Here is a 12,977-nt window from a genome sequence, read left to right as displayed (position 1 = left end):
CCTAGCCGAGAAACCTTGCGAAAATGTGAATAGATGCCCCGGTTGGGCTGTGGCGGTTATTATTGTGTAGTAAAGCGGGACGTTCGCCCGAGGGTCTGGGGCCTGGGTGCCAACGGTGGCGGCATGGCAGCCGCACGATGGCACGGGTGGCGGAGCTCTTTACACCTGTTTGATATAACGAGGAGATTAGATACTATGCCCGCGGTCATTATTCTCGGCGTCCAGTGGGGCGACGAAGGAAAAGGCAAGGCAACTGACCAGCTCGGCCAGCGTGCCGATTATGTTGTGAAATTTAACGGGGGTAATAATGCCGGCCATACGGTCAGCGTGGATGGCCAGAAATTCGCTCTCCACCTCCTCCCGTCCGGCATTCTCAATTCAGATTGCATCTCGGTGATTGGCAACGGCGTCGTCGTTGATCCCGAAGCTCTTTTCGCGGAAATGGCGGAGCTGGAATCGCGCGGCATCTCCACGAAAAACCTCCGCATCGCCGGAAACGCGCACGTCATCACCTCGTACACGAAAATGTTTGACCGCCTCAACGAGGAAGTCCTCGGCGACGGCAAAATCGGCACCACCGGGCGCGGTATCGGCCCCACCTACGCGGATAAGGCGAACCGGGTGGGGATTCGCATCGTGGACCTCGTGCACCCGCGGCGTTTGCGCGGGCAGGTAGAGACCGCGGTGGCGCAGAAAAACTTGGTGTTGCGGGCCCTGGGGCGTGCGGAGATTAACGTCGACGACGTGCTCACCGAGCTCCTCGCCTACGGGGAACGCCTCGCGCCCATGATGATTAGCGCCTCGCGTGAACTCAACCAGGCCCTTGATGACGGCAAGACGGTCGTTTTTGAAGGTGGGCAATCCACCCTCCTGGATATTGACCACGGCAACTATCCTTACGTGACCTCTTCGAATGCTACGGCCGGCGGGGCGGTCACCGGCAGTGGGGTGGGCCCGACTCGCATTGACCGGGTGGTGGGCATCGTCAAGGCCTATGCCACCCGCGTGGGCGAAGGTCCGTTCCCCACTGAGCTGCACGGAGATACCGGCGATTGGCTGCGCGAAGCGGGCGGCGAATACGGCGTGACTACCGGGCGCCCGCGCCGCTGCGGCTGGTATGACGCCCCGGTGACCCGCTACGCGGTGCGGGTCAATGGCCTAACGGACCTGGTTCTCACCAAGCTCGATGTGCTCACCGGCGTGGAACAGATCCCGGTGTGCGTGGGCTATGAGATTGACGGCCAGCGCGTCCACGAATTCCCCATCGACACCTGGGATTTCGCTAACGCTAAGCCTGTTTACGAGTACCACCCCGGCTGGACCGAGGACATCTCCACGGTGCGCGAATTCGCGGACCTGCCCGCCAATGCGCAAAGCTACGTGCGCTGGCTGGAGGAGATGGCCGGCTGCCGCTTCTCGCTCATCGGAGTGGGGCCGGATCGCGAACAGACGATCGTGCTCCACGATCTGCTTGGCTGAGCTTCGTTGAGTTTGGCTGAGCTTGGCGCCGTCGCACTTTACCCGGTCTGACCTGCGTAAATGTGCTATAGGTGACTTAGCTCCCAGGGCAGGTGGTAAAGATTCCTTTACTATAAGGAAAGAACGTTGTGTGGGGAGGATCACCGTCGGGCTGCGATGTGCTACGCGGAGCCCGCGGCGGCCCCTCATGCAGCACCGGAGCGGGAACGCGAAGGAGCCTCCCGCGTGAAGAGATTGAGGGGCGGGAATGTCTACATACACCACAGGTAGCCTTGTCCCCATTCGGGGATGGCAACGCACCTATTCCGGGAAGGTGCACGATCTATACCGGCCCGTGCCCGGGGGTGCGATGGCCGGGATGGATACCTATCTCATTGTGGCCTCGGATCGTATCGCTGCTTTCGACCACGTTGTTCCCACATTCATTCCAGACAAGGGCGAAATCCTCACCCGGATTGCCCGCTGGTGGTTCGACCGCACCGGGGACATCGCAGAAAGCCACTACCTACCCGGCGGCGTCCCGCGGGATATCGCCGCGCGCGGGATCCTGGTGCGGGCCCTGCGCATGCTCCCCTACGAAGTGATGGTGCGCGGCTATCTGACCGCGGGCGCGGTGCGCTCGCTCGGGACCCTCGGCACGCTCGATGCCATGCCGTACGACGGCGCCATCGAAGTGGGCGCCAAGCTGGAACTACCGTGGGTCGGAATTGCGGAAAAGCGCCGGCCGGGCTGCCCGGATATCCCCATTCCGTGGGAGGAATTTATGCGGCGCGTGGGGGAGGGTACCGCGGAGCGGGTGCGCGTTCTGGCTCTCAACCTTTACCGACACGCCCACGCCATCGCGCTGGCCCGCGGGCTGGTGCTTGCCGATGCCAAGCTGGAATTCGGTACGGATATGGATGCCGGATCCAGTCGGCTCATCCTGGCCGACGAAGCCTTCACGCCGGATACCGCCCACTACTGGCTGTCCACCGAATACCGCGCGGTGAAATCCGGGGAGGTACTGCCCACCCCGGAAGCGCTGCGTTCCTTCGATAAGGACGCGGCCCAGGTCTGGCTCATGTCCCCGCAATCCGGGTGGAATGCGGAGCAGGGCACCCAGCCGCCGGCTCTCCCTGCCAGCGTTGTGGCTGATATCCGCGACCGCTACCTGCGCGTTTGCGAAATGCTCACCGGGGAGCGCTGGCCCGGGCGCTAGGTGCGGCTGCCGCGCGCGGGGCGCACCCCGCGTTCGCTGCGCTCGCCAGGGTTCCGGTTGGCCGGGGCGGCGTCGTCGTGCTTCACGAACCACACGCACACCGTACCTAAATGTGACGTGCACCGCGGAGTAGTGTTCGCGGTTCGAAATCATACCGCGAAAGCGCCCGGACGTTTTACCATTTTGATATGCATTACGCGAATAAAGTTTACGATCAGGTCATCGCCGCGAACCCGGGCGAACCCGAATTCCATCAGGCCGTACGCGAAGTTTTCGATTCCATTGCGCCGGTTCTCGATGCTCACCCCGAGTACGCCGACCAGGCCATCCTGGAACGGCTGGTCGAACCCGAACGCATTATCGCTTTCCGGGTGCCGTGGGTGGATGACGCCGGCAAAATTCGCGTCAACAAAGGTTACCGGGTGCAATTCAACTCCGCGCTCGGGCCCTACAAGGGCGGCTTGCGCTTCCACCCCACCGTCTACCTGGGCATGCTCAAATTCCTCGGCTTCGAGCAGATCTTCAAGAACGCGCTGACCCGCCAGCACATCGGCGGCGCCAAGGGTGGCGCGAACTTCAACCCCAAGGGTAAAAGCGATAACGAAGTCATGCGTTTCTGCCAGTCCTTCATGACCGAGCTGCAGCGCCACATCGGCCCGGATGTCGATGTTCCCGCGGGCGACATCGGCGTGGGCGGGCGCGAAATCGGCTATCTTTTCGGCCAGTACCGCCGCATCCGCGATAGCTTCGACGCCGGCGTGCTCACCGGCAAAGGGCTCGGCTTCGGCGGATCGCTCGCGCGCACCGAAGCCACCGGTTACGGCGCCGTCTATTTCGCCGACGCCATGCTCGCCGCGCGCGGGGAAAGCTTGGACGGGCGCACCGCGGTGGTATCCGGTTCCGGGAACGTCGCGCTGTACGCGATCGCGAAGGCGCAGCAGCTGGGCGCGCGTGTGGTCACCGCCTCGGATTCTTCCGGGATGGTGTACGACGACGCCGGCATCGACGTCGAGCTTCTCCGCCATATTAAGGAAGATCTGCGCGGGCGGGTCTCTGATTACGCGGCGCAGCGCCCCGGGGCCCGATACCAGGCCGGGGCGAAGGTGTGGAACCTGGCTGAGCTGGGGATTCACGCGGATATTGCTTTCCCGTGTGCCACCCAGAACGAGCTCAATGAGGTTGATGCGCGCCAGCTCCTCGACGGGGGAGTGCGTGCGGTAGTGGAAGGCGCGAATATGCCGACCACCCTGGAAGCCACCCACCTCCTCCAGGAGAACGGCGTGCTCTTCGCCCCCGGCAAGGCCGCGAACGCCGGCGGGGTAGCCACCTCCGCCCTGGAAATGCAGCAGAATTCCGCACGGCAAAGCTGGGGCTTCGAGAAAGTGGATGCCAAACTGCACGACATCATGCGCGATATCCACGACACCGCCCTGGATGCCGCCGCCCGCTACGGCCACGAAGGTGACTACGTGGTAGGTGCCAATGCCGCGGGCTTTGAGATGGTCGCAGAGGCGATGATCGCGCAAGGCGTGATCTAAGAGCGCCGTGCGTGGCGCAGTGCGCTCGCGGTGGCGGATGCTGGTTGTGGCGCGTGGCGGGGCGGCCGGCGCGGAGTTCGGCGCGCTCGTAGCATCTGCCCGGCGCATGTCCAGCGCGCTAGCGGTGGCGCCGTCGTACCTTGCATCGTCGTCCTCCCGGGCGTCGTACAGTAGAGACGTGACACGAAAAATCGATAGCGCGGACGCGCTGCCCCTCCTCGCCCGTTTTTGCGCAGGTGAGGAGCTGGGTGCGGGCGAATCACGCACAGCTGTGCGTTTCCTTCTCGAGGAGCTTGCCGACCGGCATCCCGGGCATGCGGTGGAAATCCGGGTTCCCTATGTTGGGGCGGTGCAGGCGGTCGCCGGGGTGCGCCATCGGCGCGGTACCCCGCCGAATGTGGTCGAATGCGATGCTGCTACGTTCCTGGGACTGTGCGTGGGTACCCTGGGTTGGGACGATGCCGTGGCTTCCGGGCGGGTAGACGCATCGGGGACCCGTGCGAACCTATCCGAGTTTCTCCCGCTGGTGCATGTGGCAGGCTCGGCTCGCTGAGCCGAGGGCGTGGAGCGCCGCGTCGAAGATGTGGATCGCCTGCGGGAATCCCACAAGCCTCACAAGCCTCACAAGCTGCAATAGTCACACGAAGCCCTGCGGGGCTGGTATGTGTTGTTTGGGGTGTAGTGCGGATGTCGTACATGCGAAGTACACCCTGGAAAAAGACTCTGCTTCGCTGGTGTGGTGGGTTGGTGGGGTTGGGGAGGTCTAGTTTGGTGAGTTGGTAGGAGGCTCTGTCCTGTGAGGTGAGGGCAAAGTGGTCCTGTACGACATCGGCTTTTATAAAGTGGTACTAGCTGACAGGGAATCGGGTGTTGGTTGTAGCTCCAGTACCACTTTGTGAGTTGGGGTGATGGTGCGTGGTTAGTGCCGCCGTCGGTTTCACAAAAAGCAACGCCCTGTGGCGGTAGTGAATAGAAAGTAACGTCCCGGCATGGGGCCACGTAAAAAGTAGCGTCTCGGCGGTTTGGCTCGCAAGATGCAACCTCTTGGTACAAGGCCTCCTGAAAAGCAACGTTCTATCACGGGGTCTTTCCAGAATGCGACATCTCAGCGCGGGGCCTTACAGAATGCAACGCCTCAGCGTGGGGGCTCACAGAAAGCAACGTCAGCGCATGATTTAGAAAAGTTAATGTAGTTGCCGTTGCATTTTGTTGTTTCGGTGGAGCGTATGCTGGCGGAGGCAGCGATGTCTGGTGAGAGCTGCTCGGGTTCTCTGCGGGCCGCGGGGTGTAGCTCGCGGGAAGGTTAACTCGCGGGGCATAATCTCGTCGGAGAGATATTCCACGGCGAATCGGCCCACGGCAAACCTGCCACGGGAAATCCGGCTTATGGGGAACCCGGCTTGTGGGAAAGCCCGCTTACGGGAAAGCCGCCTAGCTCTCTGGAAACAACTGTGCCGGCAGCCTCGGGGCTGCCGGCACGTCCGTTAAAGGAATGAGTACCTATTTGGTGGCTGGTGGAATATTGTTCGGATCGTAATCGTCCGCCCAGTCATCGTCATTGTCATCTGACTCGTTGTAATCTGCGTAGTCTGCGTAACGAGCGTACGGATCATCCGAGGAATCGTAGTGGGATTCCTGGCGCGCATCACGATTAATACCCAGCTCACGTTCGAGAGCGGCGTAATCAGTATCCGGTGTAAAGTACTTGAGATTCCGGGCTACCTTACGCTGCTTAGCCTTCTGACGGCCGCGCCCCATGAGCTCGACCCCCTTCATCTCATCTGGGCTCTTCTAGCCCGGTTTACTATTTCGTGACCTATATTAGCCGCTGTAGCCCATAGATGGCTATGTGACATACGCGGAAATAGTACGGCGCTCCTCACCTTTCCCAGGTAGATGGCCTATAAATATCGGGCGAGCCGCGCGACAGGTGTCACGCGCCACGCTTGAAGAGAACACCGCCCAGCAGCGTGGCCGCACCCAAGGCGGCAATCCCGAGGCCAGCTACCACGGCGAGGCCGGTTTGTTCCCCCCGCCGAGCATCGTCAATGACATCTTGAACTACCTGGCGGGGGGAGAGATGGGCCGCGGAACAATGGCCCGAGCACCCGTGGCCAGCTGCGGCGTCGTCGTAATGATGCGCGCCACCGCACGCACCGCCACCGCACTCACACGCGCCATCGCCGCCGCAAGCTCCGCCGCATTCGCATTCCGCAACCGCTGCGTCAGAATCGGCACAACCGCAACCGCACGGGCCGCAGTCATCAACGCCCCCGGCACTGGCACCCGCGCCGGCGAAGTGTTCCTTCGCGGAATCGGCCAGGTCGCTTACCTTCGCCTTCGCGGTGTGCGCGAAATCGGAGGCCTTGGCAGAGGCGTCGGCCGCGGTGCTCTTGGCGCTCTCGGTGAAAGCAGCAGTTTTATCCTTCGCGGCCTCAGCAAACGCGGCAGCCTTATCTTTCAGGGTGGCCGTGGTGGAAGCCATCTTGTCCTTCGCGGCGTCTGTTGCGTTTTTGATATTCGTGCGCGGATCGAGGCGGTCAACCAGCTCATTCACCGTGGCGGTGAGCTCCGCGCGAGTGCGCTCGATATCGCGCTGGATATCTTCAGGTTTACGGTTATCGGAAGCGCTCACTTCGACAGGCCTTTCTTCACGGCGTCGACGTCCTTGCTCAGGCCGCCAACAAGATTAGTTGGATACTTTCCGGATTTCTTGAGCTTGAGGAGGCCCAGCAGCGCGAGCACCGCAATAATAAGGAGCAGAATTCCCGCGACCATCAGGTAGCCGGCCCACCAGCGCCCACCAAAGACCATCGCGAAGAAGGCGGCCGCCGCGTGCAGCAGGAAACCGAACATAAACAAGGCCAGCACGCCGGCCACGGCGAGGAACACCCCGCCCATCCCGAGGTTGAGGACTTTGTGCTTGAGGCTGGCCTGGGTGTACTGAATTTCATCACGAACCAGGGTGGAGAATTGCGCCGTGGCGGAGGAGAACAATTCGCCCACGGTGCGGCGGTTCGGTTCGCGCGCCGCCGCGGCCCGTGCTTCTTCGGAGGAGGACGCCACGTAGCCGGAGCCCGGAAGCGGCCCGGTGGTGCTTGCCCGTGCGTTCTCAACATCTTTTTGCGCCATCACATCCCCTTTGCGTCGGCCAATAACGTGGCGATAGATACATTCTAGTGTGCCCGAGAAAGCTTTAAATAGATAACGGACGGCGGAAAATTTCTTCCTGAGCGAGGGCGCGGCGGTTTTGCGCCCTCGCATCGGCGCGGGCCGCCTAGCCGGTAAACCCGGTACCCAGGGTCCCCACCGGCCCGGGTTCGCCGTGGGTATTCGCGTGCCCGGAACGCACCACCCACCAGCCGCCCAGCAGCCCGAGCACCGCGATGGCGCCCCAGACGCCCACCACGGCCCATCCCATACCGGCCAGCGCCATCACCGGCACGAAGGATACCGCCGAAATCTCCACCGGCACCACGGGTAGGTAGGCGTAACCGAATTGCTCGATGGTGCCCGATTCCAGCTTGGGGTCCACGATGCGTAGCAGCGCCAGGCCGGTGGAGACCGAGCCGGTGGCCCAGCCCCAGGTGAAGAGCTGGCGTTCGAACCAGCCTTCGCCCATGAGCCGCGGGGCCACCACCAGCCCTAAGGACGTGCACAGGATAAGGCCGAAGAGGAAGAGGAGCCCGAGAGCGAGGACGTGATCAGATACAAATTCCGGCCGAATCGACGCGATACCGCACACGATAAGAATGTCCGTGCACAGCCCGGATACCGAGCGCAGGGTGCCCGCGTCGAGCAGGTGGGATGCCCCAACCCCGTTCATAACGATGCGCACCACGATGCCCACCAGGAAGGCGATGGCGAAAAGCGGGAAGGAAATGCCGGGGAAAAGATGCTTGAGGAGCTGGCCGATGCCGTAGCCGGCCACCGCTACCAGGCTCACAATCCCCACCTCGAAGGAAAGCGTTTCAATCGAGCCGCCGGAGAAGGTGTGGTAGCCCAGCGCCGGGCGGCGTTTATTGGCGTCGAGCACCCCGGTGCGGAGTTCATCGGGTAGGGACTCCATGCCGCGGAAGGCCTTGGCCTGCCCGCGCCGCGCCCCGAATTTCGCGAGGATAATCCCACCGATCACCCCGACCAGCAGTCCGACCGTGGCCGAGGTAAAGGCCAGCGACGCCACTTCCGGCTGCCCGTTTTCCGCGTAAATATTGCCCACGGCCGCGGCGGTTCCGAAGCCGCCGGCCCAGCCGGTGAAAAGCATAATTCCCAGTACGTCCGGCGAACCGAGTACCGGGGTGAGGAACAACAGCGCGAAGGCCATGCCGAGCGCCACCTGCGCCCCGTACATAAGCACCCCGTAGGACGCGAAGCCGCCTACCGCTTTATTGACTTTGCGGATATCGAAATCATCGGTGAGAGCCATGCAGGCGAACACAATGACGATAAGAATCGAGGCGTAGGTGCCCATGTGTTCGGAGAAGGGGATCCCGGTCACCTGCCAGGAGCCGATATGCCAGCCGCGGCTTTTCGCTACCGCCCCGAGCACATTCGGGCCGAGCAGCAGCCCCAGCGCACCGGCGATCACCGAGGCGGGAACCAGCATATTCTGCAGCCACTTCACCCGGGCGCGCAGGAACACCCCAATGGCGAGCAGCAGGCCAATCATTCCGGCGTCGACCAGCATGGTCCACGGCGTATATGCGTTCATCGTCCCTCCTACGGTTGCGATAGTTGCGCGAAGCTGACGGGAGAGGTGCGTGGAACCTCCTCCCATTGGTAAAGATACAGTAAAACTCCCGTGATGTTTTAGTTACGTGGGGCGCCGGGAGCTGTGATGTGCTGAGTTTCACGCGGGTGGTTGCGTCTCGTGGCGGCGTGCTCCGCGTGCTTTTCCCTTTATTAACGACGACGCCGGGCCTCTCCTCCCGCGCGTGCTCCCCCTCGATATGATGGCTATGGTGACCGCCACGTGAGCTGCGCCGGCGCACAAGGCCGGGGCTGCGGGGCGCGGGCGGCGTCGTCGTCAAGGAGGAAAAATATGACGGATCTGGTGACTTTTGGCGAATCGATGGGGGCTCTCACCTTCACGGAATCCCCGCAGATCGGAGCGCGGCCGCGCGCGTCGTTCGGCGGTGCGGAAACGAATGTTGCCATCGGGATGGCGCGGCTGGGGCATTCCACCGCCTGGGTCGGGAGCGTCGGCAAGGATCTGTTTGGCTACATGATTATGCGTACCCTGCGCGGCGAGGGCGTGCGCTGGGATCACGCCCGCCAGATCACCACCGCGCCTACCGGGGTGCTAGTTTCGCGCCATGCGGGGTTGGGGACTTTTGCGGTGGATTACCACCGTAAGTTCTCCGCCGGGCGCCTCATTACCGCCGCGCAGATTCGCGCCATGTTTGATCTGGAGCCGAAAATTGTGCACCTGACGGGTATCACTCCGGCGCTCGGGGAGGAGGCGCGTGCTGCCGCGATGCTCGCGGTGGAACTGGCCGGGGAGCGCGGGGTGCCGGTCTCCTTTGACGTTAATTTCCGTTCCCGGCTCTGGGATGCCACGGACGCAGCCCCGGTGCTCGCGCAGATCGCGCGCGGGGCGCATGTGGTTTTCGGCGGCACGGAGGAACTGGAGCTGCTCACCGGTGAATCCGGGGTGGCCGCGGCAACTCAGCGCCTGCTGGACTGGGGCGTTGCGGAAGTAGTGTGGAAAGATTCGACGACGGCGCGCGTGACCACCCCCACCGAGTCGGTGGAACGACCGGGGCGGCGGGTCACCGTGGTGGATACCATCGGGGCTGGCGATGCTTTCGTGGCTGGTTATCTTTCCGGGTGGCTCGAGGGGCTCTCCTTCGCGGAACGCCTGGATCGCGGGCACCTGCTGGGAGCCTTCGCAGTGGGAACCATCGGGGACTGGGAAGGCGGGCCCACCCGCGAAGAACTCACCATCGCGGAGATCTCCGGCGGCGAAGTGGCGCGCTAGCTAAAGCTCACCTTGGCTCCTGCCGGGAGTCCAGGCGTCCGCGGTATTCGCGGACGCCCTAGCCACGTAGTGACCGATGATCCAGGCACACAGCACCACGCATGCCGCACTTGCTAAGAGTGCCGGCCAGGGGATAGTTACGCCGAAAAGCGGGTCAATGTGGATATAGCCAAAAACGTAGGTCATGGGGAAGGAGAGCGCGATGGCGATCCACACCGGAACCATAAATCTGGACATTGTGAGTCTGCGAGCGGCAGAGCGAGGAACATTGCTTATGGCAAGTGGGCCGCATTCCTCTGGCTTCAGTCGTGCTTGAGAAGCTGTCCAGATGAGAGTGGCTAAGGTGAGGAGAATACATCCTCCTACCGTGGCGAATGTCAGCCAGTGCCCCTGGTGGATGAGACGTTGTGATCCGATCACTGAGGAAGAAGCGGGAGTGTCAAACCTGTAAAAAGGTGCGACGCTCCGGCCAAGGTTGATGACCTGTTTCGCGTCAAAACGGTGGATTCCGTCCGAATAAAGAGCTAAGCGGCTTTCCGGATGAGCTTCCGTGAGGGAGGTGTAATACACTCGCTCGACCCGTAACAGGCTCGCGCGCTGTTCCAGAATTGAGTCGGAAGGGGAAGAATTGGTGTTGAGTTCATGAACGGTGCCGGCAGCAACCCCCAGTTTCCGAAGATTCTCATCTGTTGCGGAGACCGTCAGTTCACGATCACCGCTCTCGGCTCGATCCATATACATGAGAACCCAGGTTGCTTCTGGAATCTGATCCAGACCCGTGCGGAAGTGCTCGAGGACGGCTGGTGCGTTGTCGTCCCCCTCAAGAATATGGCCGAATTGAGCCTGGTATATCTCGATTCCCCGCGAATCGCGCCCCAGGGTCCCCTGCCACAACTGAAGTTGGGATACGAAGAATAGGGCAAAGGCGAGAATTGTTGCAGTTTTACCAGCCATGCGTGGTGCGCTGCGCAGGGCCGTTCCGACCAGGAGGAGTGCGCCGGCGTGGCGGCGTTTTCCGAGCGCGGCGGTGAGCCTGCCCGTGAGCGCTGAGATAAGCGTGATGGTTCCGGGGAGAACGGTGCACGCCACAATCGTGCATGCCGCGTAGATGATCGTTGTTAGCTCAATAATGGGAATATCGGATAGGAGAGAAACCAGGGGGATTAACCCGCATAGTATCGTGAGGAAAACCAGGGCGCACACATAGTGATACCAGCGTAATTCTGAGCCGCGGTGAGCTGTTCCTGATGTTTTATTCAGATGCGTAGCGATGGCGCTCACGGTCAGGAATGTGGCGCATACCAGCCCGAGGGTTGCGAGGAGAAGAAGCAAGATTAACGCGGATCTGTAATCGGAGGGTGTGGTGACGAAACCTGTGAAAGGCAGACGGATCGGCAGCGTGCAGAAGACAGCCAGGATAATGACCGCCCCGGCAATCCCGTACAGCAGGCTGGGCGTCACGTATCGAAGAATCAGAGCGCGTAAATCGCGGTGGGGAAGCGCGAGGACGCGGAAAATGCGGGATAGGTCCCTCCAGCGCTGGTGGTCAATACGGGCAGCGGTGAAAATACCCAGAGCGGCGGCGGGGATGAACATGAGGGCGAAGACGGCCTGCAACATCCACATATTCTGGTAGTTGAGCATTTCGCTCACCGATGCCAGGTTGCCGCCGTAGGCCGAAATTGGAGTGAACTTATCAAGCTGGGCTTGGGCACGGGAGGGGAAGACGTAGGCCAGTTTTTCAGTGGGCTGTGTCAAAAACTGCGGCGCAATAACGGCCATATTTTGGGTGGAAGAAGATCCACGCTCGCTACGGAGGGCTTCATAAAGCTCGGGAGAAGCCGCGGTTGAGCCAGGAGTTGGCCACGAATCTAAGCCAGGTGGTGGGGGAGCGGTATCATTTGTGCGGATGTAGTAGTAAACACCGTATTGTTCAGTTTCCAGAGAATCCCAGCCGTAACTGAAAAGCGCGATGGTATCCGCGTTGGTCTGCGCTGGCACTCCCGCGGGGATGGGGCTGCGCTGGGCGGCACCGCTATAACCTGCGCTAATCATGCCAATGCTGGTTACTGCCAGAATAAAAGCGCTAACAAAAAACGCGAGGCAGAGGCGCCTCCAGGTGGGCATCCGAATAATTGCGGAAAGCGGGTCACTCATGGCCATCACCGTTTCCGGACGGCTGGGAATCGCGGAGCCCTTGGTGAGTGAGGAAGGCATATGAATCGGCCTGGCGGGCCAGCTCGTGATCGTGAGTAACGAAAAGAATACCGAAGCCGTGGAGCCGTTGTTTCTCGAAGAGCAAGTCCGCAACGCGATTTTTGGTGAGATCATCAAGACTTCCGGTTGGTTCATCCGCAAGAATGAACTTCGGTTCGGTGATGAGTGCACGGGCCAAAGATGTGCGTTGCCGTTCCCCTCCGGAGAGCTGGGAAGCGGGGATGTGGATAGATTCGACTTCGAGTTCTTCTAATAATGTGCGGGCCCGGCCAATAGCATATTTCCGTACTTCTTTATCCTCGGAAAAGAGGAGTGGAAGCGCAACGTTTTCCACTGCGCTCATGGGGCCGTAAAGCTCAGCATTTTGATAGACCACCCCAAAGAATTTCCGGCGGAATGCACGCTGTTTTTCTTTATCGCCGAATTCGATAGGTACGCGGTTGCGTCCGTTAGTGTGGTGTATCTGTATCCCGCGGTGATCCTCGTGTCGGTATACACAAAGGCGACCATCGCGGGTACCTTTCGAATCAACTCCTACCTATCCTCGAAAGGAGATACCCCGCAA

11 protein-coding genes are annotated in these 12,977 nt (G+C 61.4%); 5 read left to right on the top strand and 6 right to left on the bottom strand.

The window, feature by feature from the left end:
- Positions 1-195: 195 nt before the first annotated feature.
- From DDD64_RS04135 to DDD64_RS04120, 4 genes are all read left to right on the top strand, one after another.
- On the top strand, positions 196-1,479 hold the full coding sequence (locus DDD64_RS04135; RefSeq protein ID WP_126135157.1) for an adenylosuccinate synthase: 1,284 nt from the start codon (positions 196-198) through the stop codon (positions 1,477-1,479).
- A 247-nt stretch (positions 1,480-1,726) separates the two neighbouring features.
- Positions 1,727-2,677, top strand: a complete 951-nt coding sequence (locus DDD64_RS04130; RefSeq protein WP_126135156.1) for a phosphoribosylaminoimidazolesuccinocarboxamide synthase — start codon at positions 1,727-1,729, stop codon at positions 2,675-2,677.
- A 188-nt stretch (positions 2,678-2,865) separates the two neighbouring features.
- Positions 2,866-4,215 (top strand): NADP-specific glutamate dehydrogenase, encoded by a 1,350-nt coding sequence (gene gdhA, locus DDD64_RS04125; protein ID WP_126135155.1) that lies wholly within the window; start codon positions 2,866-2,868, stop codon positions 4,213-4,215.
- A 178-nt stretch (positions 4,216-4,393) separates the two neighbouring features.
- The gene (locus DDD64_RS04120; protein WP_126135154.1) at positions 4,394-4,768 is read left to right on the top strand and encodes a sterol carrier family protein; all 375 of its coding nucleotides are present in this window, start codon (positions 4,394-4,396) and stop codon (positions 4,766-4,768) included.
- Between the two features lie 947 nt (positions 4,769-5,715).
- On the opposite strand, the gene DDD64_RS04115 is transcribed toward DDD64_RS04120, so the two are convergent.
- The 4 genes from DDD64_RS04115 to DDD64_RS04100 all read right to left on the bottom strand — a co-directional run bounded on the left by DDD64_RS04115 (position 5,716) and on the right by DDD64_RS04100 (position 8,926).
- Positions 5,716-5,991 carry a DUF3073 domain-containing protein gene (locus tag DDD64_RS04115; RefSeq protein WP_375712906.1) on the bottom strand — a complete coding sequence of 92 codons (276 nt, stop codon included), beginning with the start codon at positions 5,989-5,991 and terminating at the stop codon, positions 5,716-5,718.
- 157 nt (positions 5,992-6,148) lie between these two features.
- On the bottom strand, positions 6,149-6,850 hold the full coding sequence (locus tag DDD64_RS04110; protein ID WP_126135153.1) for a DUF3618 domain-containing protein: 702 nt from the start codon (positions 6,848-6,850) through the stop codon (positions 6,149-6,151).
- Positions 6,847-7,347: a phage holin family protein gene (locus DDD64_RS04105; RefSeq protein WP_126135152.1), complete on the bottom strand. Its 501-nt coding sequence runs from the start codon at positions 7,345-7,347 to the stop codon at positions 6,847-6,849. The genes DDD64_RS04110 and DDD64_RS04105 overlap by 4 nt, the downstream gene beginning before the upstream one ends.
- Positions 7,348-7,492: 145 nt before the next feature.
- Entirely contained in the window at positions 7,493-8,926 is a 1,434-nt protein-coding gene (locus DDD64_RS04100; protein ID WP_126135151.1) for a sodium/glutamate symporter, read from the bottom strand.
- A 330-nt stretch (positions 8,927-9,256) separates the two neighbouring features.
- On the opposite strand from DDD64_RS04100, the gene DDD64_RS04095 reads away from it, so the two are divergent.
- Positions 9,257-10,195 carry a sugar kinase gene (locus tag DDD64_RS04095; protein ID WP_126135150.1) on the top strand — a complete coding sequence of 313 codons (939 nt, stop codon included), beginning with the start codon at positions 9,257-9,259 and terminating at the stop codon, positions 10,193-10,195.
- On the opposite strand, the gene DDD64_RS04090 is transcribed toward DDD64_RS04095, so the two are convergent.
- Both DDD64_RS04090 and DDD64_RS04085 read right to left on the bottom strand, forming a co-directional pair.
- Positions 10,196-12,352 (bottom strand): hypothetical protein, encoded by a 2,157-nt coding sequence (locus tag DDD64_RS04090; RefSeq protein WP_276330026.1) that lies wholly within the window; start codon positions 12,350-12,352, stop codon positions 10,196-10,198.
- Positions 12,345-12,842, bottom strand: a complete 498-nt coding sequence (locus tag DDD64_RS04085; RefSeq protein WP_276330027.1) for an ATP-binding cassette domain-containing protein — start codon at positions 12,840-12,842, stop codon at positions 12,345-12,347. Before DDD64_RS04085 ends, DDD64_RS04090 begins: the two co-directional genes overlap by 8 nt.
- Positions 12,843-12,977 lie beyond the last annotated feature (135 nt).

It is taken from the genome of Actinotignum sanguinis (assembly GCF_003957255.1).
GTDB classification, from domain to species: Bacteria; Actinomycetota; Actinomycetes; order Actinomycetales; family Actinomycetaceae; genus Actinotignum; species Actinotignum sanguinis.
This window is presented reverse-complemented; position numbering and strand designations above follow the sequence as displayed.

Excerpts from the sequence above, each read along its gene's own strand:
- DDD64_RS04135 (WP_126135157.1), top strand. The coding sequence starts at position 196 with ATGCCCGCGGTCATTATTCTCGGCGTCCAGTGGGGCGACGAAGGAAAA.
- DDD64_RS04130 (WP_126135156.1), top strand. The coding sequence starts at position 1,727 with ATGTCTACATACACCACAGGTAGCCTTGTCCCCATTCGGGGATGGCAA.
- gdhA (WP_126135155.1), top strand. The coding sequence starts at position 2,866 with ATGCATTACGCGAATAAAGTTTACGATCAGGTCATCGCCGCGAACCCG.
- DDD64_RS04115 (WP_375712906.1), bottom strand. The coding sequence starts at position 5,991 with ATGAAGGGGGTCGAGCTCATGGGGCGCGGCCGTCAGAAGGCTAAGCAG.
- DDD64_RS04105 (WP_126135152.1), bottom strand. The coding sequence starts at position 7,347 with ATGGCGCAAAAAGATGTTGAGAACGCACGGGCAAGCACCACCGGGCCG.
- DDD64_RS04100 (WP_126135151.1), bottom strand. The coding sequence starts at position 8,926 with ATGAACGCATATACGCCGTGGACCATGCTGGTCGACGCCGGAATGATT.
- DDD64_RS04095 (WP_126135150.1), top strand. The coding sequence starts at position 9,257 with ATGACGGATCTGGTGACTTTTGGCGAATCGATGGGGGCTCTCACCTTC.
- DDD64_RS04090 (WP_276330026.1), bottom strand. The coding sequence starts at position 12,352 with ATGAGTGACCCGCTTTCCGCAATTATTCGGATGCCCACCTGGAGGCGC.